The sequence below is a fragment of the Streptomyces sp. BA2 genome (assembly GCF_009769735.1).
Taxonomy (GTDB): domain Bacteria; phylum Actinomycetota; class Actinomycetes; order Streptomycetales; family Streptomycetaceae; genus Streptomyces.
Genome location: NZ_WSRO01000002.1, coordinates 6,208,540 through 6,231,147, shown reverse-complemented (window position 1 = coordinate 6,231,147; position 22,608 = coordinate 6,208,540). Strand labels below are relative to the sequence as shown.

General features: G+C 69.7%; 27 protein-coding genes. 12 read left to right on the top strand and 15 right to left on the bottom strand.

What is annotated here, in order from left to right:
• Positions 1-6: 6 nt before the first annotated feature.
• The gene (locus E5671_RS31000; RefSeq protein ID WP_160510519.1) at positions 7-759 is read left to right on the top strand and encodes an amino acid ABC transporter ATP-binding protein; all 753 of its coding nucleotides are present in this window, start codon (positions 7-9) and stop codon (positions 757-759) included.
• Positions 760-848: 89 nt separating this feature from the next.
• Here E5671_RS31000 and E5671_RS30995 read toward each other — a convergent pair whose 3' ends face one another.
• Positions 849-1,610: a class I SAM-dependent methyltransferase gene (locus E5671_RS30995; protein ID WP_160507180.1), complete on the bottom strand. Its 762-nt coding sequence runs from the start codon at positions 1,608-1,610 to the stop codon at positions 849-851.
• 104 nt (positions 1,611-1,714) lie between these two features.
• On the opposite strand from E5671_RS30995, the gene E5671_RS30990 reads away from it, so the two are divergent.
• Positions 1,715-2,344, top strand: coding sequence for an ABATE domain-containing protein (locus E5671_RS30990; RefSeq protein WP_160507179.1), 630 nt, complete (start codon positions 1,715-1,717; stop codon positions 2,342-2,344).
• Here E5671_RS30990 and sodX read toward each other — a convergent pair.
• Positions 2,248-2,688 (bottom strand): nickel-type superoxide dismutase maturation protease, encoded by a 441-nt coding sequence (gene sodX / locus E5671_RS30985; protein WP_160507178.1) that lies wholly within the window; start codon positions 2,686-2,688, stop codon positions 2,248-2,250. The genes E5671_RS30990 and sodX overlap by 97 nt on opposite strands.
• 144 nt (positions 2,689-2,832) lie before the next feature.
• On the opposite strand from sodX, the gene sodN reads away from it, so the two are divergent.
• Positions 2,833-3,228 carry a superoxide dismutase, Ni gene (gene sodN / locus E5671_RS30980; RefSeq protein ID WP_160507177.1) on the top strand — a complete coding sequence of 132 codons (396 nt, stop codon included), beginning with the start codon at positions 2,833-2,835 and terminating at the stop codon, positions 3,226-3,228.
• Positions 3,229-3,288: 60 nt separating this feature from the next.
• Here sodN and E5671_RS30975 read toward each other — a convergent pair whose 3' ends face one another.
• Both E5671_RS30975 and E5671_RS30970 read right to left on the bottom strand, forming a co-directional pair.
• Positions 3,289-3,582, bottom strand: a complete 294-nt coding sequence (locus tag E5671_RS30975) for a hypothetical protein (protein ID WP_160507176.1) — start codon at positions 3,580-3,582, stop codon at positions 3,289-3,291.
• A 32-nt stretch (positions 3,583-3,614) separates the two neighbouring features.
• Positions 3,615-4,094, bottom strand: coding sequence for a LysE family translocator (locus E5671_RS30970; RefSeq protein WP_160507175.1), 480 nt, complete (start codon positions 4,092-4,094; stop codon positions 3,615-3,617).
• Between the two features lie 173 nt (positions 4,095-4,267).
• On the opposite strand from E5671_RS30970, the gene E5671_RS30965 reads away from it, so the two are divergent.
• Complete coding sequence (locus E5671_RS30965) at positions 4,268-6,292, top strand: translation factor GTPase family protein (protein WP_336605890.1); 2,025 nt, start codon at positions 4,268-4,270, stop codon at positions 6,290-6,292.
• A gap of 34 nt (positions 6,293-6,326) precedes the next feature.
• Here the strand turns inward: E5671_RS30965 and E5671_RS30960 are convergent, their stop codons facing one another.
• A complete protein-coding gene (locus E5671_RS30960; RefSeq protein WP_160507174.1) occupies positions 6,327-7,262 on the bottom strand; it encodes a sigma-70 family RNA polymerase sigma factor in 936 nt (311 codons plus the stop codon).
• Positions 7,263-7,334: 72 nt separating this feature from the next.
• Here E5671_RS30960 and E5671_RS30955 point away from each other — a divergent pair, with 72 nt between their 5' ends.
• Positions 7,335-7,802 (top strand): pyridoxamine 5'-phosphate oxidase family protein, encoded by a 468-nt coding sequence (locus E5671_RS30955; protein ID WP_160507173.1) that lies wholly within the window; start codon positions 7,335-7,337, stop codon positions 7,800-7,802.
• A gap of 54 nt (positions 7,803-7,856) precedes the next feature.
• Here E5671_RS30955 and E5671_RS47470 read toward each other — a convergent pair whose 3' ends face one another.
• The 8 genes from E5671_RS47470 to E5671_RS30910 form a co-directional block, all read right to left on the bottom strand.
• Positions 7,857-9,014: a GNAT family N-acetyltransferase gene (locus tag E5671_RS47470; RefSeq protein ID WP_336605889.1), complete on the bottom strand. Its 1,158-nt coding sequence runs from the start codon at positions 9,012-9,014 to the stop codon at positions 7,857-7,859.
• Positions 9,011-9,535 (bottom strand): hypothetical protein, encoded by a 525-nt coding sequence (locus E5671_RS30940; protein WP_160507172.1) that lies wholly within the window; start codon positions 9,533-9,535, stop codon positions 9,011-9,013. The genes E5671_RS47470 and E5671_RS30940 overlap by 4 nt, the downstream gene beginning before the upstream one ends.
• A gap of 82 nt (positions 9,536-9,617) precedes the next feature.
• On the bottom strand, positions 9,618-9,863 hold the full coding sequence (locus E5671_RS30935; protein WP_160507171.1) for a hypothetical protein: 246 nt from the start codon (positions 9,861-9,863) through the stop codon (positions 9,618-9,620).
• A 43-nt stretch (positions 9,864-9,906) separates the two neighbouring features.
• Positions 9,907-10,503, bottom strand: a complete 597-nt coding sequence (locus E5671_RS30930) for a dihydrofolate reductase family protein (RefSeq protein ID WP_160507170.1) — start codon at positions 10,501-10,503, stop codon at positions 9,907-9,909.
• A 110-nt stretch (positions 10,504-10,613) separates the two neighbouring features.
• A complete protein-coding gene (locus E5671_RS30925) occupies positions 10,614-11,273 on the bottom strand; it encodes a GAF domain-containing protein (RefSeq protein WP_237330270.1) in 660 nt (219 codons plus the stop codon).
• A gap of 55 nt (positions 11,274-11,328) precedes the next feature.
• Positions 11,329-11,994, bottom strand: coding sequence for a GNAT family N-acetyltransferase (locus tag E5671_RS30920; protein WP_160507169.1), 666 nt, complete (start codon positions 11,992-11,994; stop codon positions 11,329-11,331).
• 261 nt (positions 11,995-12,255) lie between these two features.
• Positions 12,256-13,323, bottom strand: a complete 1,068-nt coding sequence (locus E5671_RS30915; RefSeq protein WP_160507168.1) for a family 2 encapsulin nanocompartment cargo protein polyprenyl transferase — start codon at positions 13,321-13,323, stop codon at positions 12,256-12,258.
• 96 nt (positions 13,324-13,419) lie between these two features.
• A complete protein-coding gene (locus E5671_RS30910) occupies positions 13,420-14,826 on the bottom strand; it encodes a family 2B encapsulin nanocompartment shell protein (protein ID WP_160507167.1) in 1,407 nt (468 codons plus the stop codon).
• Positions 14,827-15,128: 302 nt separating this feature from the next.
• On the opposite strand from E5671_RS30910, the gene E5671_RS30905 reads away from it, so the two are divergent.
• The 3 genes from E5671_RS30905 to E5671_RS30895 all read left to right on the top strand — a co-directional run bounded on the left by E5671_RS30905 (position 15,129) and on the right by E5671_RS30895 (position 17,131).
• Positions 15,129-15,377, top strand: a complete 249-nt coding sequence (locus E5671_RS30905; protein ID WP_160507166.1) for a hypothetical protein — start codon at positions 15,129-15,131, stop codon at positions 15,375-15,377.
• 137 nt (positions 15,378-15,514) lie between these two features.
• On the top strand, positions 15,515-16,105 hold the full coding sequence (locus E5671_RS30900; protein ID WP_160507165.1) for an N-acetylmuramoyl-L-alanine amidase: 591 nt from the start codon (positions 15,515-15,517) through the stop codon (positions 16,103-16,105).
• Positions 16,106-16,192: 87 nt separating this feature from the next.
• Positions 16,193-17,131, top strand: a complete 939-nt coding sequence (locus E5671_RS30895; protein ID WP_160507164.1) for a pyridoxal-phosphate dependent enzyme — start codon at positions 16,193-16,195, stop codon at positions 17,129-17,131.
• On the opposite strand, the gene E5671_RS30890 is transcribed toward E5671_RS30895, so the two are convergent.
• Positions 17,110-18,708: a Na+/H+ antiporter gene (locus E5671_RS30890; RefSeq protein ID WP_160507163.1), complete on the bottom strand. Its 1,599-nt coding sequence runs from the start codon at positions 18,706-18,708 to the stop codon at positions 17,110-17,112. The two genes, E5671_RS30895 and E5671_RS30890, sit on opposite strands and share 22 nt — an antisense overlap.
• Positions 18,709-18,754: 46 nt before the next feature.
• Between E5671_RS30890 and E5671_RS30885 the strand changes: the two genes are divergently transcribed.
• From E5671_RS30885 to E5671_RS30875, 3 genes are all read left to right on the top strand, one after another.
• The gene (locus tag E5671_RS30885) at positions 18,755-19,015 is read left to right on the top strand and encodes a UBP-type zinc finger domain-containing protein (RefSeq protein WP_160507162.1); all 261 of its coding nucleotides are present in this window, start codon (positions 18,755-18,757) and stop codon (positions 19,013-19,015) included.
• Positions 19,016-19,262: 247 nt separating this feature from the next.
• The gene (locus tag E5671_RS30880) at positions 19,263-19,676 is read left to right on the top strand and encodes an anti-sigma regulatory factor (RefSeq protein ID WP_135332116.1); all 414 of its coding nucleotides are present in this window, start codon (positions 19,263-19,265) and stop codon (positions 19,674-19,676) included.
• Positions 19,673-20,746: a SigB/SigF/SigG family RNA polymerase sigma factor gene (locus tag E5671_RS30875; protein WP_160507161.1), complete on the top strand. Its 1,074-nt coding sequence runs from the start codon at positions 19,673-19,675 to the stop codon at positions 20,744-20,746. The genes E5671_RS30880 and E5671_RS30875 overlap by 4 nt, the downstream gene beginning before the upstream one ends.
• 79 nt (positions 20,747-20,825) lie before the next feature.
• Here E5671_RS30875 and E5671_RS30870 read toward each other — a convergent pair whose 3' ends face one another.
• Entirely contained in the window at positions 20,826-21,278 is a 453-nt protein-coding gene (locus E5671_RS30870) for a hypothetical protein (RefSeq protein WP_160507160.1), read from the bottom strand.
• A gap of 92 nt (positions 21,279-21,370) precedes the next feature.
• On the opposite strand from E5671_RS30870, the gene E5671_RS30865 reads away from it, so the two are divergent.
• On the top strand, positions 21,371-22,339 hold the full coding sequence (locus E5671_RS30865) for a diacylglycerol/lipid kinase family protein (protein WP_160507159.1): 969 nt from the start codon (positions 21,371-21,373) through the stop codon (positions 22,337-22,339).
• The last annotated feature ends 269 nt before the right edge of the window (positions 22,340-22,608 follow it).

The following is a 22,608-nucleotide window of genomic DNA, read 5'->3' as shown; positions in this document are numbered from 1 at the left end:
ACCGCCATGGTGAAGTCCGAGGGCGTCCACAAGTCCTTCGGCAACGTCGAAGTCCTCAAGGGCATCGACCTGGAGGTCAAGTCGGGCGAGGTGTTCTGCCTCATCGGCCCGTCCGGCTCCGGCAAGTCGACGTTCCTGCGCTGCATCAACCACCTGGAGAAGATCAACGCCGGGCGGCTCTACGTCGACGGCGAACTGGTCGGCTACCGGCAGAAGGGAGACAAGCTGTATGAGCTCAAGGACAGCGAAGTCGCCCTCAAGCGCCGGGACATCGGCATGGTCTTCCAGCGCTTCAACCTCTTCCCGCACATGACGGCCCTTGAGAACGTCATGGAGGCGCCGGTCCAGGTCAAGGGCCAGTCCAAGGCGGCGGCGCGGGAGCGGGCCGGTCAGCTCCTGGAGCGCGTCGGCCTCGCCGACAAGGCAAAGAGCTACCCGTCGCAGCTGTCGGGCGGCCAGCAGCAGCGCGTGGCCATCGCCCGCGCGCTCGCGATGGACCCGAAGCTGATGCTCTTCGACGAGCCGACGTCGGCGCTCGACCCTGAGCTGGTCGGTGACGTGCTCGACGTCATGCGCGATCTCGCGGAGTCCGGCATGACGATGATCGTCGTCACGCACGAGATGGGCTTCGCGCGCGAGGTCGGCGACAGCCTCGTCTTCATGGACGAGGGCGTGGTGGTCGAGTCCGGCCACCCGCGCGACGTCCTGACCAACCCGCAGCACGAGCGGACGCAGTCGTTCCTGTCGAAGGTCCTGTAAGTCGAAGGTCCTGTGACGCGTACAGACGCGAAAGGGGCGGTACGGATCCACGATCCGTACCGCCCCTTCGTGTTCCCGCTGCCCGGCCGCTACTTGAGGCCGAGCACCATCGCGTCCGAAGGCGACGACCACACCGTCCGCGCCTCGCCGAAGCCCGCGTCGCGCAGCGTCCGCGCGTGCCACTCGGGCGAGGGGGTGTCGCCGTCCGCGTGCTCGCCGTAGATCTCGAAGCGCTTGGCGGTGGGCCCGGCGAGTACCGGGTCCTTGGCGGCGAGCTGCCACCACTCCCGCCAGTCCACGGCGCCCTCGGCCTTGGCCGCTTCCATACGGGCGTGCCGCTGGGCCCGGTCGGCGTCGTTCAGGCGGGGCGTCGCCGGGTCGGGCATGTGGTCGGCGTTCATGAAGACGCCGCCGTCGCGTACGACACCCGCGATCTGCCCGTACAGCGTGGTGAGGGGTTCGCTGTGCAGCCAGTGCAGGGCGGTGGCGGTGAGGACGGCGTCGTACGAGTCGTACGGGAGCTGCGCCGTCCAGTCGGGGTCCTTGAGGTCCGCGGTCACGAACGTGACGCGGTCGTCCCCGGCGAAGGTGCCCTCGGCGATGGCGAGGAGCGCGGGGTCGAGGCCGACGCCCGTGCTGACCGCGTTCGGGAACCTCTTGAGCAGCCGGTCCGTAATACTCCCCGTACCGCACGCGAGGTCGAGGACGCGCGGTTCGGTGCCGACGACGGCCTCGACCATGTCCAGCATGACCCGGAACCGCTCCTCGCGGTCGGGCAGATACCACTCCTGCTGCCGGTCCCAGCTGTCCTGCCAGGCACGCCAGTCGGTCCCGGCCACCGTTTCCGTCATAAGAAGCCCTCCCGTACGTAATACGCTCTCGTAATACCCTAGAAGCACGCGCAACTGTTACTCACGCACCTGACGAAGATAGCCCGCCCCGGTAAGGACTACAAGTGGAACTGGCCTATTACTCGGACTACGCAGTACGTCTGGTCAACAGCGAGGAGCCGGGTCGCAACAAGGACACGCTGACGTCGGTCGACGCCGTCCGTGAGCTGTTCGGAGGCAGTTCGCAGGCGGCTCGTCGCGCCACGGACTCCGACGTCACCCGCTTCCGCTCGGTACGAGGCAGGCTCAGGGCGGTCTTCGAGGCGGCCGACGGCGGCGACGAGACGCTCGCGGTCGACCTCCTGAACTCACTGCTCATGGAGTTCCCGGTCAGCCCGCAGATCTCGGGCCACGACGACCGCGACGACGAGGGCAACCCGCTGTGGCACATGCACCTGGCGGACCACCCGTCGAACGCGACGTCCGGGTACGCCGCCATCGCCGCGATGGGCCTCGCCTTCCACCTCACCGAGCACGGAGTCGACCGCCTCGGCCTGTGCGAGGCAGCGCCCTGCCGCAACGCCTATCTCGACACGTCGACGAACCGCTCCCGACGCTACTGCTCGGACCGCTGCGCGACCCGCGCCAATGTCGCCGCCTACCGCGCCCGCAAACGCCTGGAGACGGAGCGGTCGGCCAGTACGGGCCGCGCGGCCGACACGGCCCAGCGCAGCAGGGTGAACGGCGAGCGCTGACCGGACCTGAACTGGGGCGGGCGGTAGCGGAACCACACCTTCCCCAGGACGAGTTCCTCGGGCACCGTGCCGTAGTCCGTGCTGTCCCCTCCCGCGTACGTGTTGTCCCCGAGCACCCACCAGCCGCCCTCGCGCCGCTCGGCGGCGCGCTTGACGACCAACAGGTCCTGCTGGAACGGATGGCGGAGCACCACCACGTCACCCGCTCGGACCCGCGCGCCCCACTGCACCACCAGGCGGTCCCCGTGGTACAGCGTGGGCACCATCGAAGGGCCGGTCACCTCTGCCGCGCCCAACGGCAAGATGGCCCTTCTCCGTTCGCTCTCCTGCGACAGCTCCGGCATCACCGCACCTCCCCGGTCCTATCCTCCACGAGTCCCAGTCTGACCCTGGACTTTTGTCCTAAGCCCATGGGGGCACTCGCGAAAACCCGTCTCTCACGGAGTAATGTCCCACCTGAGAAGACGATCACGAGGAAGGACCGCTGCATGCTTTCCCGCCTGTTTGCCCCGAAGGTAAAGGTCAGCGCCCACTGCGACCTCCCCTGCGGCGTGTACGACCCTGCCCAGGCCCGCATCGAGGCCGAGTCGGTCAAGGCCGTCCAGGAGAAGATGGCCGCCAACGACGACGCGCAGTTCCAGACGCGCGCCATCGGCATCAAGGAGCAGCGCGCGGAGCTCGCCAAGCACCACGTGTCGGTGCTCTGGAGCGACTACTTCAAGCCCCCGCACTTCGAGAAGTACCCGGAGCTGCACCAGCTGGTCAACGACACCCTCAAGGCCCTCTCGGCCGCCAAGGGCTCGTCCGACCCGGCCACGGGCCAGAAGGCGCTGGACTACATCGCCCAGATCGACAAGATCTTCTGGGAGACGAAGAAGGCCTGAGCCTTCGCATACGTCAGCTGAAAGCACCCGGCATCCGCGCGGAGCCGGGTGCTTTCTCTGTCAGCCCCGCAGCGAGGCGAGCCCCTTCTGCAGGTCCTCCGCGTTCATGATCGGGTAGATCTCGATCTCCGCACCGAGCTCCAGGAAGAACGGCTCGGCGATGGACGGCATGTCCGAGCTGTCCTGCATGTCGAAGACGAAGGTGGCCGCGCGGCCGCCCGCACTGGGGCCGAAATACGCCGCCTCGGGCTTGATCTGCTCCGTCACCGACTGCATCAGCTTCGGCAGCGTTCCGTTCTTGATCGCCTCGTTCGAGATCTGGGTGTCAAGACGTGCTCTCAGCATGACTCTCATGGCACTCACTTCCTCCCTTCCAGGGTCCCCCATCAGGTCCGGTCGTGCAGTGCCAGGTTCACGGCGAAGCCCAGGAAGGCCACCCCGCTGAACTGCTCCAGGCGGCGCCGGAACGACGGCCGCCGGATGCGCTCGCCCAGCGCGGACGCCGCGTAGGTGACGATCCAGTACCGGGGAGAGGCTGGCTCGGCCTCCGCCGCCTGCTCCCGCTCCGGCGTCCGCTCCGCGCGGCGGGACCGCCACAGTGCCGTGCCTCCCAGCCACGCCAGGTAGACGGCACCCCCGATGCGCAAGGCGTCGTACGCGAAACGGGACGCCGTGAGCAGTGCCGTCAGGCCGATCGCCGTCGCCACGCCCCAGGCCAGGCAGCCGGTGAGGATGCCAAGGGCGGCGGCGAGACCGCCGTCCCTGCCGTGGGCCACGGAGGTGCGCAGGACCAGGAGTGTGTCCAGGCCCGGCGTGATGTTGATGATCGCGGCGACGCCCGCGAACGCGAGTGCGGCGGTGAGCATGACGGGAGGCTAGCTGCCCCCGACGCCGTCGCGCCGCCCGATAAATCGGTTGCCGCCGCGCACCGCCCCTGCTGCACTTGCCGTACATCCGACCCGTCAAGGAGACGCAATGCGCCGTTCGTTCATGTCCAGCCAGAAGGGAATCGCCATCAACCCAGAGGACATGACACCCAGTGCATACGTCGAGCACGTCCAACTCCCTGAATCTGGGGATCCTTGCGCATGTTGACGCCGGTAAGACCAGCCTGACCGAGCGGCTTCTGCACGCCGCCGGTGTCATCGACGAGATCGGTCGCGTCGATGCGGGCAACACCCAGACCGATTCACTGGCCCTGGAGCGGCAGCGCGGCATCACGATCAAGTCCGCCGTCGTCTCCTTCGCCGTCGACGACGTCACCGTCAATCTCATCGACACCCCCGGTCACCCGGACTTCATCGCCGAGGTGGAGCGGGTCCTGAGCGTGCTCGACGGCGCCGTACTCGTCATTTCGGCGGTCGAAGGCGTCCAGGCGCAGACCCGCGTACTCATGCGGACGCTGCGGCGGCTCCGCATTCCCACGCTCGTCTTCGTGAACAAGATCGACCGACGCGGCGCGCGCCACGAGGATCTGCTGCGGGACATCGCGGAGCGCCTCCTCGTCCCGGACATCATGCCCATGGGGGCGGCCCACGGCCTCGGCGGTCGCGACGCGTCCTTCGTACCCTTCGACGGCGACGACCCCGCCTTCACCGCCCGCCTCGTCGACGTACTCGCCGCGCACGACGACGCCCTGCTCTCCGCGTACGTCGACGACGAGGCGGGCCTCTCCTACCGGCGGCTCCGCACCGAACTCGGCAAGCAGACCGAGCAGGCCCTGGTGCACCCGGTGTTCTTCGGTTCGGCCGTCACCGGCGCGGGTGTCGGCGAACTCATCGCGGGCATCCGGGAGTTGCTGCCCTCCGAGGACGGCTCCCGGCGCGCCGACGACCCGGCGTCCGGCACCGTCTTCAAGGTCGAGCGCGGGGACGCCGGGGAGAAGATCGCGTACGTGAGGATGTTCGCGGGGACGATCCGCACGCGCGACCGGCTGCCGTTCGGCGGCGGGCGCGAGGGCAAGGTCACCGCGGTGAGCGTCTTCGACCGCGGGTCCGCCACCCCGCGTGAGGGCGTTTCCGCGGGCCGGATCGGGAAGTTGTGGGGGCTCGGGGACATCCGGATCGGTGATGTCGTCGGCGCACGGCACCCCCGGAGGGGCGGAGACGGGCGGCACCACTTCTCACCGCCCACCCTGGAGACCGTCGTCGTGCCCGCCCGCCCCGGCGACCGGGGCGCGCTGCACCTCGCGCTCGCCCAACTCGCCGAGCAGGACCCGCTGATCAACCTGCGGCAGGACGATCTCCGCCAGGAGGTGTACGTGTCGCTGTACGGCGAGGTCCAGAAGGAAGTCATCCAGGCGACGCTCCTCGATGAGTACGGCATCGACGTCGCGTTCCGCGAGACCACGACCATCTGCGTGGAGCGCGTGACCGGCAGCGGGGCCGCCTACGAGATCATCGACAAGGACGACAACCCCTTCCTGGCCACCGTCGGTCTGCGCGTCGATCCCGGTCAGCCGGGTTCCGGCGTGGAGTTCCGCCTGGAGGTCGAGCTCGGTTCCATGCCGTACGCGTTCTTCCGCGCCGTCGAGGAGACCGTGCGGGAGTCCCTCCACCAGGGGGTTCACGGGTGGGAGGTCGACGACTGTGCCGTCACCATGACGCACTCCGGGTACTGGCCCCGCCAGAGCCACGCGCACGGCACCTTCGACAAGAGCATGTCGAGCACGGCCGGTGACTTCCGGCAGCTGACTCCGCTGGTCCTCCTGAGCGCGCTGCGACGGGCGGGCACCGAGGTGCACGAGCCGCTGCACCGCTTCCGGCTCAGCGTCCCGGACGACGTGTTCGGGCAGCTCCTGCCCGCGCTGTCACGGCTGCGGGCGGTCCCGCACACCCAGACGGCGCGCGGAGCCTCGTACGTGGTCGAGGGCGAGATCCCCGCGGCCCGCGTCCACGAGCTCGAACAGCTGCTGCCCTCGCTGACGCGCGGCGAGGGCGAGCTGGAGTCCGCCTTCGAGCGGTACCAGCCGGTCCGGGGCGAGGCCCCGGACCGGCCGCGGACCGACCGCAATCCGCTCTGCCGCAAGGAGTACCTGCGGGAGGTGGCGGGTGTCCGGCGCTAGGTCCTGGTCAGCGGGGTCATCGGGGTCAGCGAGGTCAGCGCCGGAAGGCGGGAAGACCGAGGGCGCGCACGCGGGCGGGGTCGACGAGGATGTTGAGCTCGACGATCCTGCCGTCCGAGATCGTGAACTCCATGACCGAGACGACCTCGTCGCCGGGCACTCCGACCACGCCGACGCGGCCGTTGACGAGCGCGAGCTCGGTGGTCGGTGCCCCCTTCGAGAACATCGCCGCCTGCCCGGCCACCACCGACGCTCCCCGCACCAACTTCGAGAGCCCCGAGGCCAGTTCGCCGGTGTCGGCCCGCAACACCACATCCGGGTCGAGCAGTTCGAGCAGCGCGTCGAAATCCCCGCCCCGCGCGGCCGCGAGGAAGGCACCGACGACCTCGCGCTGGCGTACGGGGTCGTTGTCGGGGGTGGGCGCCGAGCCCTGCACCCTGCGGCGGGCCCGGCTCGCCAGCTGCCGGGTCGCGGCCGGGGTGCGCTCCACGATCGGGGCGACCTCGTCGAAGGGCACGGCGAACATGTCGTGCAGCACGAACGCGAGGCGTTCGGCGGGCGCCAGCGTCTCCAGTACGACGAGCAGCGCGAGGCCCACCGAGTCGGCGAGCAGCGCCTCCTGCTCGGGGTCGACCACGTCTCCCCAGCTCACCACCGGGTCCGGCACATGGGTGTCGAGGGCGAGCGACAGGGAGTCCTCGCGCCGCGACTGCCGCGTACGCAGCATGTCGAGGCAGATACGGCCGACGACCGTGGTCAGCCAGCCTCCCAGGTTCGCCACCTCACTGGTGTCGGAGCGGCTGAGCCGGATCCAGGACTCCTGGACCGCGTCCTCGGACTCGCTGAGCGAACCGAGCATGCGATAGGCGACGGCCTTCAGATGCGGCCGGTGCTCCTCGAAGCGGGCGGCCAGCGCTTCGTCCTGATCTACTGCCGCTCCGTCATCTACTGCTGCTTCGTTCTGATCCATCTGTCACATTCCCCCCTCGCGGTACGTCACAACAATGACGCACCGTGCCCGCGCACTTGGAGGAGAACAGTAATGAACACCGAGACGACAGGACCGCGCACACCCGAGCAGCGCAAGCGGGACACCCTGCATCGCCTCGCCCACGACATCGACGCGTGGGTGGCGACGGCCGACGCGGCCGGCGGAACCCCGTATCTGATCCCGCTGTCCTTCCTCTGGGACGGCGAGAGCCTGCTGGTGGCCACTCCCGACGCCAGTGTCACCGGCCGCAACCTCCGGGCGACCGGCAGGGCACGGGTCGGCATCGGGCCGACCCGCGACGTCATCCTCGTGGAGGGGGCCGTACGCGCCCTGGGCGAGGGCGAGTTGACCCCCGAGAACCGTGACGCCTTCGCCGAGAAGACGGGCTTCGACCCGAGCAAACTCGACACCGCCTACACCTACTTCCGCATCACCCCGCAGCGGCTCCAGGCCTGGCGCGAGGCCGACGAGCTGGAGGGCAGGGAGCTGATGCGGGGCGGGCGGTGGACGGTGCTGTAGGTGGTGCGGTGGGCGGTGCGGTAGGCGGTGCGGTAGGCGCGGTGCGGCCCGGCGTCAGTCCCTGCCGAGCACCGGGGCGAGCGCCTCCCTGAGGTCGTCGGGGCCCGTGTAGTGGAGCCCCACCATGCCGAGCGCGACGGCCGCGTCCACGTTCTCCTTGCGGTCGTCCACGAACAGGCAGCGCTCGGCGGGGACCCCGGTCCGCTCCACGGCGATCTCGTAGATCCGGCGGTCGGGCTTGACGATGCCGACGTCGGCGCTGCCGACCACGGTGTGCGCGAGGCCGGCGATGCCGAGTTCGGCCAGGTCGTCGTCGAGCCAGGGGGTCGCGTTCGTCACGAGCGCCACGTGCAGGTGTGCGCGGGCCCGCCTGAGCAGGTCCACCACGGTGGCGTCGGCGGAGAATCCGGCCTCGGCGAGCGCCGTGCCCAGGGCGTGCCCGCGCTCGTAGGGCACCCGGTCGGCGAGGCCCCGGGCGATGGCCTGCACCCACTCCTCCTTGCCGGTGCGCCCGAGCATCAGCGGCAGGTCGGTCTCGGGCGCGAAGGCGATCCCGGCGGTGCTGCCGTGGGGAAGACCAGCGGCGCGCTCCATCTCCTCCATCGCCGACATGTCGTAGAAGCGGATCACGCCGTCGAGGTCGCAGAGCACGGCGTCGAAGGGCGGCGGCGGCACCTGCCAGGCGAAGCGCAGCTTCTCCTTGGCCTCGGCGCCTATGCGGCCGTAGAAGCGGATCGCGCCCTCGTTCCACGCGGGGGTCTGCCACTGGACCTCGGTGAGGCCCAGCGCACGCGCCTCTGCCGCCACCGCGTCCGTCAGCCGCTCGCCGAGGCCGAGACCCCGGTGGCCGTCGCGCAGGAAGAGGCAGTCCATGTGGAGGTACTCGGCGCCGTCCCAGGTGGAGATCTCCGGCGCACACGTCGCGTAGCCGACGACCTCGCCGCCGGGCAGCTCGGCCACCAGACAGCGCAGCCGCGGGTCCGGCACCCCGAAGAGGAGCGCGCCCAGGCGCTGTTCCAGGCCGGGGGCGGGCGGGGCGCCCTTCTCGTACGCGGCGTGCTCGGCGACGAGTTCCACGACGCGGGGGAGGTCGACGGGGCGGGCGTGGCGGACGCGGGGGGCTTCGCCGTTCCGCGCGCGGGGCGAGGCGCCGGGTACTTCGCCGTTCTGCGCGCGCGAGCCGTCGTACGCCATCGGACCTTCGTACGTCATCGCAGGTCCCCCTCGATGACGTCCCGGCCCCACGCCGTGAGCCGCTCCGCGAGGGTCCCGCTCCCGTCGAGCACGCACCGCACGTACGCGTCCCGCTCATGCGTGAGCACGGCGGCCTCCCACACGCACGGCGCGAGGCCGGTGCGGCCCGGCCGCAGCGCTCCGGGGTCCCCGGCGGGACCGACGAAGACCGCGAGGTCCGACATGTACCCCTCGATCCAGCTCTGCACCAGGACGTAGTCCCCGTCACCGCCCGCGTGCACGATCAGCACGGCGAGCCCCGCCGACCCCCGCGCACGACCGAGGCCCAGGTGCGCTCCCCCGATCGCGAGCGCGGCTTCCTCGTCCTGCCCGGTCACCTTCCGCCCGGGTGCCTCGACGGCGTACGCCTTCACCAGGTGCCCGCCGGCCTCGTGGACGCCCAAGGGCCGTGCGGTGCGGGCGTGGTGGCCGTCGGCGAGGGCGAGCAGCCGCTCGCCGTCGACGGCCGACGGAAGTTGATCCAGCTCGGTCATGTCCATGAGCCCATGATGCAGATGCCCGCCCTCCTTCACGGAGGGAACTCCGGGGTCACGTGAGCCCCGCGGGGCTCCCGAGCCTCCCTCAGTCGTCGTCGGCGTCGGAGCGCGCGGGCTCCGCGTCGGCCTCGGCCTCGCGCTTCGCGCCCTCCTGGGGTTCGTCGACGCACGCGTCGCACTGCGGGTTGTGGCACGGGCCGGGGCCCCACACAGGGACGAACACCCCGAGCACCTTGCGCCGCTTGATGGCCGTACCGACAGGCCGTCCGCAGCTCGCGCACACCGGCTCGCTCTGCGGGCGGGGACCGGACCGGCTCCCATCGCTGCCCATGCGTTCAGGGTAGGGCGGCCCGCCCCGGCCGGATAGCCGACTGTCAGCGCTTCCTGCGATACGTCCGCACGACGACGCCGTTCCCGAAGACCCGGGACGCGTCGAGCACGAACTCACTGATCACTGTCTCCCCACCCGCGCCCTCATCGAACATCGGCATACCGGTCCCCACAAGCACCGGGTACGTCTTGACGACCAGCTCGTCGACCTCGTCCCGCAGCTCCCCCGCGATCTTCGCGCCACCGCACAGCCAGATGTCGAACTCGCTCTCCTCCTGCTTGAGTTCACGTATCTTGCCGACCAGGTCACCGGAGATGATCTCGACATTCGGGTCGTGTGACTTGTCGAGGGTGGTGGACGCCACGTACTCGCGCAGATGCCCGTACGGACTCGTGATGCCGGCGTCCAGAGCGAGCCGGTAACTGCCCCTGCCCTGGACGACCGTGTCGAAATGCTTGTTCTCCACGCCTTCGAGACCGAGTTGCCGGCGGCCCTCGGCCGGAATCGTCTCCGGGTATTCCGCCTTGAGGAACTCCAGGAACTCCTCGTCCACGAACGGCATGAAGGACCCCCCGTCGCCACTCCGGTCACCGATGAAGCCGTCGATCGATACCGCGACGAAGTAGATGAGCTTTCGCAAGGGGGCTCCTGACTCGGATTTTCACTTCTTCGTGTTCTGGTTTCCTGAGGGCACCCAGGCTTATTGAGGACGCAGAAGAGAGGCGCCGAGGGGGGCGCGGCGCCACCCCGTCACCTCCGGTGGATCCCCTCCGTGTCGAGCTCCCCCGTCACCACCTGCCGCGCGCACTCGGCGATCCGGCGGGTGAGAGCCTCCTGCAACTGGTCGCGCCGCAACTCGCTCTGCTCCAGGGAACGCCGCTGGAGTATCGCGATCGTGGCGACATCCGCGAGGGCCTGCGCGAGCGCGATCTCGTCGGGGCCGAGCACCCGTGGCTTCGCCTGGAACAGATTGAGTGTCCCGAGAGCCTGATCGCCCTGGCGCAGAGGCAGCACTTGCGTCATCGCGTAGCCTGCCGCCCTGGCACGCATGGCGAACCGCGGCCAAGAGGTGTTCGCTTCCAGTCCGGTGAGTGCGATGTTCGTGTGCGCCGTGCCGGAGCGATAACAGTCCAGGCACGGCCCCTGTTCCTGCTGCAGGGCGAACAGATCGAGTACCCAGGCGTGCTCGCCGGACGCCGCGAGAAACCTCAACTCGCCCTGGGCGTCCGCCAACAGGACGCCCGCGGCCGAGACGCCGAGCAGTTCCACGCAGCGCACGGTCAGGTTCTGCAGGAATTCGGCGACGTCGAAAGTGCCGGTCAAGGAGTCGGCCATCTCCACGAATGCCTCCGCCATAAGTCGCTCGCGGGACGTGTCGCCGGACACCTCACGGGTCATTTCGCGGGACATGGGGCTCGTCCCCCTTCGTTGTGTCTACGGGCAACACAGCGGTGCTTTGACGACTTTATGCGAATCGGCGGGTGTCGCCACCGTCCGTGCCGAAAGGCTGGGGTTCCCGCCACATCGGCCACAGGTGCGGGCCGTCCGGCAGGTCGATGGCGTTTCCGGTGAAACGGAATCCGAGCCGTGTGTAGAGCGCGCGGCTGCGACTGCTGCTCGCCTCCAGATAGGCGTGCAGCCCTTCCTTGTCGCAGCGTTCGAGCACGGCGCCGATCAGCGCGGAGCCGAGCCCCTCGCCCTGCCGCTCCGGGCTCACGCCGATCATGTGCAGATACTGGTGGGGCCGGTCGGCCGGGTGCGCGTCGCCGGTCAGCCTGCCGATCACCTCGATCCGTTCGTTGCCCGGGTCGACGGCCGCGCGCAGCTGCGCGGGCCCTTCTTCCCCGTCCTCGTCGCCGCCTTCGTCCCCGCTCGCGTCCTCACCCACGTCCTCGCCCGCGGGGACGGACCACCACAGCGCGACGGCCGAGCCGTCCTCCGTGATGTCGACGTAGCCCTGGCTCAGCGCGAGGTCGAGAAAGGCGGCCATCAGAGCGCCGTGCGTACGGCGGCGGTACTCCTCGCCGGGCAAGACCCAGCTGCTCACCGGATCGTCTCGGAACGCCTCGTCGAGCAGCCGGACCACGTCCGCTCTGTCGCTCTCCCCGGCCCTCCGGATGACTACGCCCACAGCCCGCCCCCTTGCGCCTCGCCCACGCTCAACTGCGTGTCCCGCCCCACCGGTTGCTTCGGTTGCAGCCTAAGTGATCGGGCCCCGGAACACGGGAGAGCCCCGCACCCTGACCGGATCTCGGCGGGGTGCGGGGCTCGTCGGCCGCGTTCGGCCGTCCTGTCTCAGCCCGTCTTCGTCGGGTCGGCTCCTCTCCGTACGTCGCCTCACATCGCCGTACGTCGCCGTGCATCGCGTACGTCTCCGCAGGCCTTCGTACGTTCAGTGCGTGCGCCGCGTCACGAACTCCGCGAGCGCCAGCAGGCTGCCGGCCGCCTCCGGGACCGGCACCGCGCCGGCCAGCTGGTTGATCGCGCGGGACATCCGGTCGCCCGCGTGCAGCAGCGCCCAGTCCCTGCCGCCCGCCGCTTCGACGGCCTGCGCCATGCGGTCCAGATCGCCGTCGCTCGACGGGCGTCCGTACAGCTCGGCCAGCTCGGCGGCGGCCGGGGTGCCGGAGGCCAGCGCCGCGACCACCGGCAGGGACTTCTTGCGGGCCGCGAGGTCGGCACGGGCCGGCTTGCCCGTGTGGTCCGGATCGCCCCAGATGCCGATCACGTCGTCGATGAGCTGGAAGGCGAGCCCCGCCTCACGGCCGAACCCGTCGAGCGCCTCCACCTCGCTGTGCCCCGCCCCCGCGTACAACGCCCCCAGCGCACAGGCACAGCCGAGCAGCGCCCCCGTCTTGGCCTCGGCCATGGCGAGGCACTCGTCGAGCGTGACCTCGTCGGGGCGGCGCCGCTCGAACGCGCCGTCCGCCTGCTGGCCCTCGCAGAGCTCCACCACGCAGGAGGCGAGCCGGGCGGCCGCCGCCGGGGCCCCGGGGTGCGGGTCCTCGGCGATCAACCGCTGGGCCAGCGCCTGGAGCGCGTCACCGGCCAGGATCGCGTCGGGTTCGCCGAACACGGTCCATGCGGTGGGCCGGTGCCTGCGGGTGGTGTCGCGGTCGATGACGTCGTCGTGCAGCAGGGTGAAGTTGTGGGTCAGCTCCACCGCTGCCGCCGCGCGGACGGCCATGGCCTGGTCCCCGCCGAGCGCCCGCACCGCGGCCAGCACGAGCGCGGGCCTGATCGCCTTGCCCGCGTGCCCGGCCGCCGGTGTGCCGTCCGCGTGTTCCCATCCGAAGTGGTAGAGCGCGATGCGGCGCATCGCTCCCGGCAGCGAGTCGATCGCCCGGCGCAGCTCCGGGTCGACGCACGCCCGCGCCGACGCCAGGAGCTCCGCCGCTTCCGGCGATTCGTGCCCTGCCTGCTCATCGAACCCCGTCACGTCCGTTGTCGTGTCCGTCATGGACTCACCCCGGAGAGGATGCGGACGGTGGCTGTTCCTGGGCCTGCGGGCGCGTACGGGAGGGGTGTACCCGGCGGCGCGCCCACAGACACGGCCTCATCGCCAGCGGCCGATCTCGACGTTCTCCAGCACGCCGAGCGCGTCCGGCACGAGGACCGCCGCGGAGTAGTAGGTCGACACGAGGTACGAGATGATCGCCTGCTCGCTGATCCCCATGAAGCGCACGGACAGGCTCGGCTCGATCTCGTCCGGGATGCCGGTCTGGTGCAGGCCGACGACGCCCTGCTCCTCCTCGCCCGTACGCATGCAGATGATCGAGGTGGTGCGGGCCTCGGTGACCGGGATCTTGTTGCACGGGAAGATCGGCACCCCGCGCCAGGTGGGGATGCGGTTGCCGCCCATGTCGATGGTCTCCGGCACGAGGCCGCGCTTGTTGAGCTCACGGCCGAACGCGGAGATCGCGCGCGGGTGGGCCAGGAAGAGCTTCGACCCCCGCCTGCGGCTGAGCAGTTCGTCCATGTCGTCCGGGCTCGGCACGCCGTCGTGGGGCTGCAGCCGCTGCTCGTACTCGCAGTTGTTGAGCAGTCCGAACTCGCGGTTGTTGATCAGCTCGTGCTCCTGGCGCTCCTTCAGCGCCTCGACCGTGAGCCGCAACTGCTGCTCGGTCTGGTTCATCGGCTGGTTGTAGAGGTCGGCCACGCGCGTGTGGACGCGCAGAACGGTCTGGGCGACGCTCAGTTCGTACTCACGCGGCGCTGATTCGTAGTCGACGAACGTGCCCGGCAGCACCGCTTCACCGATGTGTCCAGCGGAGAGGTCGATGGGCGACTCGCCGAACTTGTTGGTCCGCTGGGCCGGAATGGACCGCAGCCGCCGGAGGTGCTCGCGCAGCGAATCCGTGCGCTCGGCGACCTGCTCCAGGTCCTGGCGCGGCAGTGTGAGCACGGTGCAGGCGGTCACCGCGCGCGTCGTGTACTCCCAGATGGCTTCCGGGTCGAGCAGTGCCTGCTCGCCGAAGTAGGCACCGTCGGCGAGCGTCCCGAGAACCGTGTCGTCCCCATAGGGCCCGGTGCCGATCTTCTCGACCCTGCCGTGCGCGAGCAGGAACACCTCGTCGGCCTGGCTGCCGAAGGAAGTGATGACCGACCCCGCGGCGAACTCCCGCTGCTGGCAGCGCTGGGCCAGCTCCCCCAAGACCTCGACGTCCTCGTAATCCCGCAGGGTCGGCAGCTCGCCGAGCTCCGCCGGGATGACCTGGACCCGGTCTCCGGTCTTCACGAACGTCACCCGGCCGTCGCCGACCGAGTAACTCAACCTCCGGTTCACTCGATACGTACCGCCCTGCACCTGCACCCACGGCAGCGTCCGCAGGAGCCAGCGGGAGCTGATCTCCTGCATCTGCGGCGCGGACTTGGTGGTGGTGGCCAGATTCCGCGCGGCCGATGTGCCCAAGCTCTGCTGCGGCTCGGACTGTTCCGCTCGGACCTCTTCGCCTACCGACATTGGCTATGCCCTCCCGATCAAGCGCTGATCTGCGCCGACAACCCTTCCAGCACGGCGTGTGCCGGCGCCATTACACAAACGAGCGGGAATGGATGGGGCGAGAACGGGGCACTCACCCGCGTACCAGGAACGGGGTTCTCGGGGGCGGGGAACCCCAAGACTCGTGGCGGGGGAACTCCAAGATCCGTGGCGGGGGGAACTCCAAGATCCGTGCATCCGTTGAACAGGACACAACGGCCGATACTCTTCGTACCGATATGCACCATCTCGCAACATCCCGCACCAATCCGTAGGAGACGGCAATGGCAGGCTTCCTGGATCGCGCCAAGGAACAGGCGCAGCGCGGACTCACTCAGGGAAAGCAGAAGATCGACGAGGTCCAGGCGCAGCGCACGGGCGGCGACCTCCTGAAGAAGCTGGGCGCGGCGTATTACGCGCAGCAGCACGGCACGGGAACCCCCGAGGCCACGCAGCAGGCCCTGCAGGCACTTGAGGCCCACATCGCGACGAACGGCGACGCGTTCCTGCACAGCGGCGAACACCGCGGCTGACCAAATCGGCTCGCACGGTGCCCGAACAGCGACGGAATCCCTCCGAACGGCTGGTCCGGGCACCGTGGTTCCGGTAAAAGCGGACATACAAGACGGTCCGCGACAGGCGGCCGTCGTGCTCCGCAAAGGAGTCGGCCATGGCCCCACCCATGTCCGCGAGCAGGTTCCTCGACGTGCTCCAGGACGAAGGAGTGACAGTCGTCGAAGTCGGCGACTGGCCTCACCACAACCGCAACCACAAGGGGCCGTGGGGGCCCGTGCACGGCGTGATGATCCACCACACGGTCACATCGGGCAGCGAGCGGACGGTGGAGATCTGCCGCGACGGGTACGCCTCGCTGCCCGGCCCGCTCTGCCACGGCGTCATCACGAAGGACGGCCGCGTCCACCTCGTCGGGTACGGCCGCGCCAACCACGCGGGGCTCGGTGACGACGACGTCCTGCGCGCGGTCATCGCCGAGAAGGCTCTCCCCCCGGACAACGAAGCGAACACCGACGGAAACCGCCACTTCTACGGCTTCGAGTGCGAGAACCTCGGCGACGGCGAGGATCCCTGGCCCGACGCACAGCTGGACGCCATCGAGAGGGTCTCGGCGGCCATCTGCCGCCACCACGGCTGGACCCACCGCTCGGTGATCGGCCACCTCGAATGGCAGCCGGGCAAGATCGATCCCAAGGGCTTCACCATGAACGCCATGCGGGAGCGCATCGAGGAACGCCTCAAGTAAGCCGGGGAACACCTCAAACAAGGAGCGCGCCCCGAGCGGGCGGACCGTGGCCGTGCCCGGCGGCACGGCGGCGGGCAGAATGGCGGGGTGAGCACCACCCCGCCGACCACCCCGCGCCCCCGGCTCCCGTCCCCGCTCCAAGAGCTCCAGGACGACCGGTTCACGCGGCAAGGCGTCACTCTCACACTCAAGCGGGACGACCTGATCCACCCGGACCTCCCGGGCAACAAGTACCGCAAGCTCTTCCTGAACCTGGACGCCGCCGTCGCCGCGGGGCACGAAGCCCTGCTGACCTTCGGCGGCGCCTACTCCAACCACCTCAGGGCGACCGCCGCTGCCGGCCGCCTCCTCGGCATGACCACCATCGGCGTGGTCCGCGGCGACGAACTCGCCGACCGTCCCCTGAACCCGTCGCTCACGCAATGCGCGGCCGACGGAATGCGCCTGCACTTCATCGACCGGGCGACGTACCGCAGGAAGACCGAGCCGGAAGTCCTGGCCGCCCTCCTGCACGCGGCAGGCGCCAAAGACCCCTACGTCATCCCCGAAGGGGGCAGCAACTCCCTTGCCGTTCAAGGCTGTACGGCCCTGGGCGAGGAGCTGCGCGGCCGCACCCACACGGCGGCCGTGGCCTGCGGCACCGGCGGCACCCTGGCCGGCTTGGCCGCGGGGCTCGCCCCGGACCAGCGCGCGCTCGGCATACCCGTACTCAAGGGCGGCTTCCTCGGCCCCGAGATACAGGCACTGCAACAGCGGGCCTTCGGCGCCGCCACCGCCAACTGGCACCTGGACGAGCGCTTCCACTTCGGCGGCTATGCCCGCACGTCCTCTGAACTCACCGCGTTCGCAAACGACTTCGAGGACCGGCACGGCCTCCCCGTGGAGCGCGTCTACGTGGCCAAGCTCCTCTACGCGCTGACAGCCCTCTCCGAAGAGGGCGCGTTTTCCCCCGGCAGCAACGTCACGGCGGTCATCACCGCGACGGAGCCGGCGTCCCCCGCGGCTCAGTCCTCGACCTCCCGATAGGCGGCCGCCTCCTCCAGGTCCAGCTTCCGCAGCAGGGTCCGCATCATCTCGTCGTCGATGCGCCGCTCGTCCCGCATCGTCACGAACACCTCCCGCTCCGCGGCGATCGCCTCCCGGGCGAGCCTGCGGTAGGTGTCGTCGGCGGACTCCCCCGTGACGGGGTTGGACTGGCCGAGCCGCTCCCACACGGAGTTGCGGCGCCGCTCGAGGACAGTGCGCAGACGGTCCTGAAGGGGCTCTGGGAGGCGATTGCGCTCGTCCCGCATGAGTTCGTCCACCCTCCGCTCCGCGGCCTGCGAGGCGGCGTTCTGCGCCTGCGCCTCCGCGAGCGTCTCCGCCTGCGCGTCACGCCCCGGCAATTTCAAGACCCGGATCAGCCACGGCAGCGAGAGCCCCTGCACAACCAGTGTGCCGATCACCGTGGTGAAGGTCAGGAACAGGACGAGGTTCCGCGCGGGGAACGGCTCCCCGTCGTCCATGACGAGCGGGATCGAGAAGGCGATCGCCAGCGACACCACACCGCGCATCCCGGCCCAGCTGACGATCAGCGGCCGCCGCCAGTCCATGTCGGACTCCCGCTCCTTGATGCGCGTCGACAGGATCCGCGGCAGATAGGTCGCCGGATACGACCACACGAAGCGCACGAGGACGACGAAGAAGAAGACCCCCAGCGCGTACCAGGCCGCCTGGGGACCGCTGTACTCACCGAGCCCCTTGAGCACGAGCGGCAGTTGCAGGCCGATGAGCGCGAAGACCGCCGACTCCAGGATGAACGCGACCACCTTCCACACGGCGGCTTCCTGGAGCCGCGTCTCGAAGTCGACCTCCCAGGAGCGGTGTCCGAGGAACAGGGCGACGACGACCACGGCGAGCACTCCGGAGGCACCGACCTGCTCGGCGGCCGCGTACGCGACGAAGGGGATCAGCAAGGAGAGGGTGTTCTGCAGCATCGCCTCCTTCATGTGCCTGCGCAGCCAGTGGATCGGCACCATGAGGACAAGACCGACACCGACCCCGCCGACCGCGGCCACCAGGAACTCCTGGATCCCGCCCGCCCAGCTCGCGCCCTCGCCGACCGCAGCCGCGAGCGCGACCTTGAAGGCGGTGATCGCGGTCGCGTCGTTCACCAGCGACTCGCCCTGGAGGATCGTGGTGATCCGTGAGGGCAGCCCCACCTTCCGCGCGATGGCCGTGGCCGCCACCGCGTCCGGCGGCGCGATCACCGCGCCGAGGACAAGCGCGGCGGTCAGCGGCAGATCGGGGATCAGCAGATACGCGAGGTAGCCGACGGCGAGGGTCGCGAACAGCGTGTACCCGACCGAGAGCAGCGCCACGGGTCTGATGTTGGCGCGCAGATCGAGGTACGAACTCTCCAGGGCCGCGGTGTGCAGCAGGGGCGGCAGGATCAGCGGCAGCACGATGTGCGGGTCCAGGTGGTAGTCCGGAACCCCGGGCACGTACGCGGCGACCAGACCCACCGCGACGAGCAGCAGCGGCGCCGGCACCGGGGTCCAGCGCGCGGCTCCGGCCACCGCGGCACTCGCCGCGATCAGTGCCACCAGGGGCAGTACGTCCATCGGTCAGGCCCTCCGCGATACGCGTTCCCGTCGTAACCTGGCAATCATGAACGAGTGCCCGCATGTCGCTGCGCTGCCGCACCCTGAGCCCGCCCCGCTGAGCGAGACCTGTCCCGAGTGCCTCGCGGTCGGCAGTCACCCGGTGCAACTGCGGCTCTGTCTGGACTGCGGTCATGTGGGCTGCTGCGACTCCTCGCCCTTCCAGCACGCGACGGCACACTTCAAGGACACCGGACACGCGGTGATGAGGACCTTCGAGCCTGGCGAGAGCTGGCGTTGGTGCTTCGTGGACGGTTCGATCGTCTGAGGCCTGGGTACGTCAACCCGACGCCCGTACTCTCCAATTGGGACCGCGAGACCCCTAGCCACTCTCCGTACCCTTAGGCTTACTATGAGTGACAGCAACGGAGCGGGGTCCCCGGGACACGGAACTGGGGAGCGCGGTAGCGTCACCGCAGAACTACGTGGTGCGTTACCCGTGTGACGCAGTCCGGACCGCCGCTGGACGGCGGACCTGGAGCCCCGAAAGTGCTTGTACCACCTTGGAGGTGAGGGTGTCCCAGATCGCAGGCGAGCCCGGGAATCAGGACTTCGTCGAGGTCCGCCTTCCGGCTGCGGGTGCCTACCTGTCGGTGCTGCGTACGGCTACGGCCGGTCTCGCGGCGCGTTTGGACTTCACTCTCGACGAGATCGAGGACCTCCGCATCGCGGTCGACGAGGCCTGCGCGATCCTGCTCCAGCAGGCCGTGCCCGGTTCGGTGCTCAGCTGCGTCTTCCGGCTCGTCGACGACTCCCTGGAGGTGACCGTCTCGGCGCCGACCACCGACGGCCGGGCCCCGGAACGGGACACCTTCGCCTGGACTGTGCTGTCCGCCCTCGCGGGTCAGGTCGACTCCTCCGTGGCCGAGGACAACACCGTCTCGATCAGTCTCTACAAGAAGCGCGGCGCGGGACCCGGGCCGGCGTGAGGGGCAGGGAGGGGCCGGTGCGGGACGAAGAGCGCGGCACACGGGATCTGCCCGGTGGCCGGGGAGGTGCGCCGATAAAGCCGACAAGGGGGCGCGAGGCTCCGGTGGAGCCGGCGCTCACGGGCATCCCCGAGCAGCAGGCCAGGCCGCACCCGGAGGACCCGGAGCAGCCGGGTCCGTCGACTGTGGCTGATGCGTCGGAGCAGGCAGAGCCGACCGCCCAGGAGGAGCGCGCGAAGCCCTCCGTCCGGGGCGGCGCGCAACGGGCGGGATACATGAGCGAACACGGTGAGCAGCAGCACACCCGGCACGATCCGCAGGACCGCAGCGGTGCACGCGCGATGTTCATCGAGCTGCGCGAGCTGAAAGACGGCAGCCCCGAGTACGCGGAGCTGCGCAACAAGCTGGTCCGCATGCACCTGCCGCTCGTCGAGCACCTGGCCCGCCGCTTCCGCAACCGCGGCGAGCCCCTTGACGACCTGACGCAGGTCGCCACCATCGGCCTGATCAAGTCCGTGGACCGCTTCGACCCGGAGCGCGGCGTGGAGTTCTCCACGTACGCGACACCCACGGTCGTCGGCGAGATCAAGCGCCACTTCCGCGACAAGGGGTGGGCGGTCCGGGTCCCGCGGCGCCTCCAGGAGCTCAGGCTCGCCCTCACCACGGCGACCGCCGAGCTGTCCCAGCAGCACGGCCGCTCCCCCACGGTGCATGAGCTCGCCCAGAAGCTGGCCATCTCCGAGGAGGAGGTCCTGGAGGGCCTGGAGTCGGCCAACGCGTACTCCACGCTGTCCCTGGACGTCCCGGACACGGACGACGAGTCCCCCGCGGTCGCGGACACCCTGGGCGCGGAGGACGAGGCCCTGGAGGGCGTCGAGTACAGGGAGTCCCTCAAACCGCTCCTTGAAGACCTTCCACCGCGCGAGAAGCGCATCCTGCTGCTGCGGTTCTTCGGCAACATGACGCAGTCGCAGATCGCCCAGGAAGTCGGCATCTCCCAGATGCACGTCTCCCGGCTCCTCGCCCGCACGCTCGCGCAGCTGCGCGAGAAGCTCCTCGTGGAGGAGTGACGAAGGAGCAGACCGCCCCTCCTGGTCTGCTCCTTCGGAAGGTCTCTCCCGTCCAGCGGGTCCGTCGCGTGCGGGACGGCTACTTCACGTCGTCCTGTACGTTCCCCGGTCCCCGGATGCCGAGGGCCTCGGTCGTGGCGGGGTTGACCAGCAGCACGAGCGCGGCCACCGCGACCGCGGCGAGCGCGATGCCGCCCGGGATGGCCATGCTGTCGGCCTGCAGCAGCTGCCAGGCCACCGGAAGCGCCATGATCTGCGTGATGATGGCGGGCCCCCGGCTCCAGCTGCGGCGGAGCAGGAGACCGCGGGCGGCGAGCAGGGGCAGGAGCGCGAGAACGATCAGCGTGATGCCGCCCGTCGTGGCCTGTTCCGGATTGTCGGGGTCACCCGCGAGGCCCATCACGAGCATGTAGACACCGGCGGCGATGAGTGCGACGCCCTCCAGCGCGGCGAGGGCCGCCGCGGCCGTCAGGCGTCCGGGACGCGGGCCTGACTGCGGGGCTTCGGGGGTGGGGTTCCGCTCAGTACTCACCCTTGCAGGGTAGCTGTGCGTGTCCGCGCTCCGGCCCCCGGTCCGCCCCCTCGGTCTAGGCCGGATAACGACCCCTAGGTACTCTGCTTCGCATGCGTGCACTCCTTGTGGTCAACCCAGCGGCAACCACCACCAGCGCGCGCACGCGTGACGTACTGATCCACGCGCTGGCGAGCGAGATGAAACTCGAGGCGGTCACCACGGAGTACCGCGGCCACGCCCGGGACCTCGGAAGACAGGCCGCGGAGAGCAAGGACATCGAGCTCGTCGTCGCCCTCGGCGGGGACGGCACGGTCAACGAGGTCGTCAACGGCCTGCTGCACAACGGCCCCGACCCGGCCCGTCTGCCGCGCCTGGCGGTCGTCCCCGGCGGCTCCACCAACGTCTTCGCGCGCGCCCTCGGTCTGCCCAACGACGCCGTGGAGGCGACCGGCGCACTGCTCGACGCCCTGCGTGAGGGAAGCGAACGCACAGTGAGCCTGGGCCACCTGTCGGGAACTCCCGGCACGGAGGACGAAGCCGTTCCCGGGCACTGGTTCACTTTCGCCGCCGGATTCGGTTTCGACGCCGGAGTGGTGGGACGAGTCGAACAGCAGAGGGAGCGCGGGAAGCGGTCCACCCATGCGCTGTATTTGCGCCAGGTGTTCCGTCAGTTCCTCGACGAGCCGCACCGCAGGCACGGAATGATCACGCTGGAACGGGCCGGCGAGGACCCGGTGACCGACCTCGTGCTCTCCATAGTCTGCAACACCTCCCCCTACACCTACCTGGGCAATCGCCCGATGTACGCGTCCCCGCAGGCCTCCTTCGACACCGGCCTGGACGTGCTCGGTCTGAGCAAGCTCTCCACCACCGCGGTGGCCCGTTACGGGACCCAGCTGCTGACCTCGACGCCCGATCGCGGACCGCACGGCAAGCACGCGGTCACGCTCCATGACCTCACCGACTTCACCTTGCATTCGAAGGTGCCGCTCCCGCTTCAGATGGACGGCGACCACCTGGGGCTGCGGACGAGCGTGACGTTCACAGGCGTACGCCGTGCACTGCGTGTGATTGTGTGAGTAGAAGGGGCCAAAGTCCTTTCACTCGAACGTTTAGGCCAGGGTCCACCCCATGGAAGTACGGCTGTGACCCAGCCGACACTGAGGAATCAAAAAAAACTTGCCGGAAGGGGTTGTATCCGCCGCCGAGGTTTGCGAATCTCTACATGGCGATCGGGACGGCCCGCAACATCGGCCCCACAGAGAGCCAGAACCCCCTCCTCAACGCATAGGACATCGTCGCGTATGTGACGAAAGTCCCTTCCGTCGTCGAGGGATTCGTGAAAGCG

Coding starts and splice junctions, on each gene's coding strand:
- E5671_RS31000 (WP_160510519.1), top strand. CDS start 7: ATGGTGAAGTCCGAGGGCGTCCACAAGTCCTTCGGCAACGTCGAAGTC.
- E5671_RS30995 (WP_160507180.1), bottom strand. CDS start 1,610: ATGACGGAAACGGTGGCCGGGACCGACTGGCGTGCCTGGCAGGACAGC.
- sodX (WP_160507178.1), bottom strand. CDS start 2,688: ATGCCGGAGCTGTCGCAGGAGAGCGAACGGAGAAGGGCCATCTTGCCG.
- sodN (WP_160507177.1), top strand. CDS start 2,833: ATGCTTTCCCGCCTGTTTGCCCCGAAGGTAAAGGTCAGCGCCCACTGC.
- E5671_RS30975 (WP_160507176.1), bottom strand. CDS start 3,582: ATGAGAGTCATGCTGAGAGCACGTCTTGACACCCAGATCTCGAACGAG.
- E5671_RS30970 (WP_160507175.1), bottom strand. CDS start 4,094: ATGCTCACCGCCGCACTCGCGTTCGCGGGCGTCGCCGCGATCATCAAC.
- E5671_RS30960 (WP_160507174.1), bottom strand. CDS start 7,262: ATGGATCAGAACGAAGCAGCAGTAGATGACGGAGCGGCAGTAGATCAG.
- E5671_RS30955 (WP_160507173.1), top strand. CDS start 7,335: ATGAACACCGAGACGACAGGACCGCGCACACCCGAGCAGCGCAAGCGG.
- E5671_RS47470 (WP_336605889.1), bottom strand. CDS start 9,014: ATGACGTACGAAGGTCCGATGGCGTACGACGGCTCGCGCGCGCAGAAC.
- E5671_RS30940 (WP_160507172.1), bottom strand. CDS start 9,535: ATGGACATGACCGAGCTGGATCAACTTCCGTCGGCCGTCGACGGCGAG.
- E5671_RS30935 (WP_160507171.1), bottom strand. CDS start 9,863: ATGGGCAGCGATGGGAGCCGGTCCGGTCCCCGCCCGCAGAGCGAGCCG.
- E5671_RS30925 (WP_237330270.1), bottom strand. CDS start 11,273: ATGTCCCGCGAAATGACCCGTGAGGTGTCCGGCGACACGTCCCGCGAG.
- E5671_RS30915 (WP_160507168.1), bottom strand. CDS start 13,323: ATGACGGACACGACAACGGACGTGACGGGGTTCGATGAGCAGGCAGGG.
- E5671_RS30910 (WP_160507167.1), bottom strand. CDS start 14,826: ATGTCGGTAGGCGAAGAGGTCCGAGCGGAACAGTCCGAGCCGCAGCAG.
- E5671_RS30905 (WP_160507166.1), top strand. CDS start 15,129: ATGGCAGGCTTCCTGGATCGCGCCAAGGAACAGGCGCAGCGCGGACTC.
- E5671_RS30900 (WP_160507165.1), top strand. CDS start 15,515: ATGGCCCCACCCATGTCCGCGAGCAGGTTCCTCGACGTGCTCCAGGAC.
- E5671_RS30890 (WP_160507163.1), bottom strand. CDS start 18,708: ATGGACGTACTGCCCCTGGTGGCACTGATCGCGGCGAGTGCCGCGGTG.
- E5671_RS30885 (WP_160507162.1), top strand. CDS start 18,755: ATGAACGAGTGCCCGCATGTCGCTGCGCTGCCGCACCCTGAGCCCGCC.
- E5671_RS30865 (WP_160507159.1), top strand. CDS start 21,371: ATGCGTGCACTCCTTGTGGTCAACCCAGCGGCAACCACCACCAGCGCG.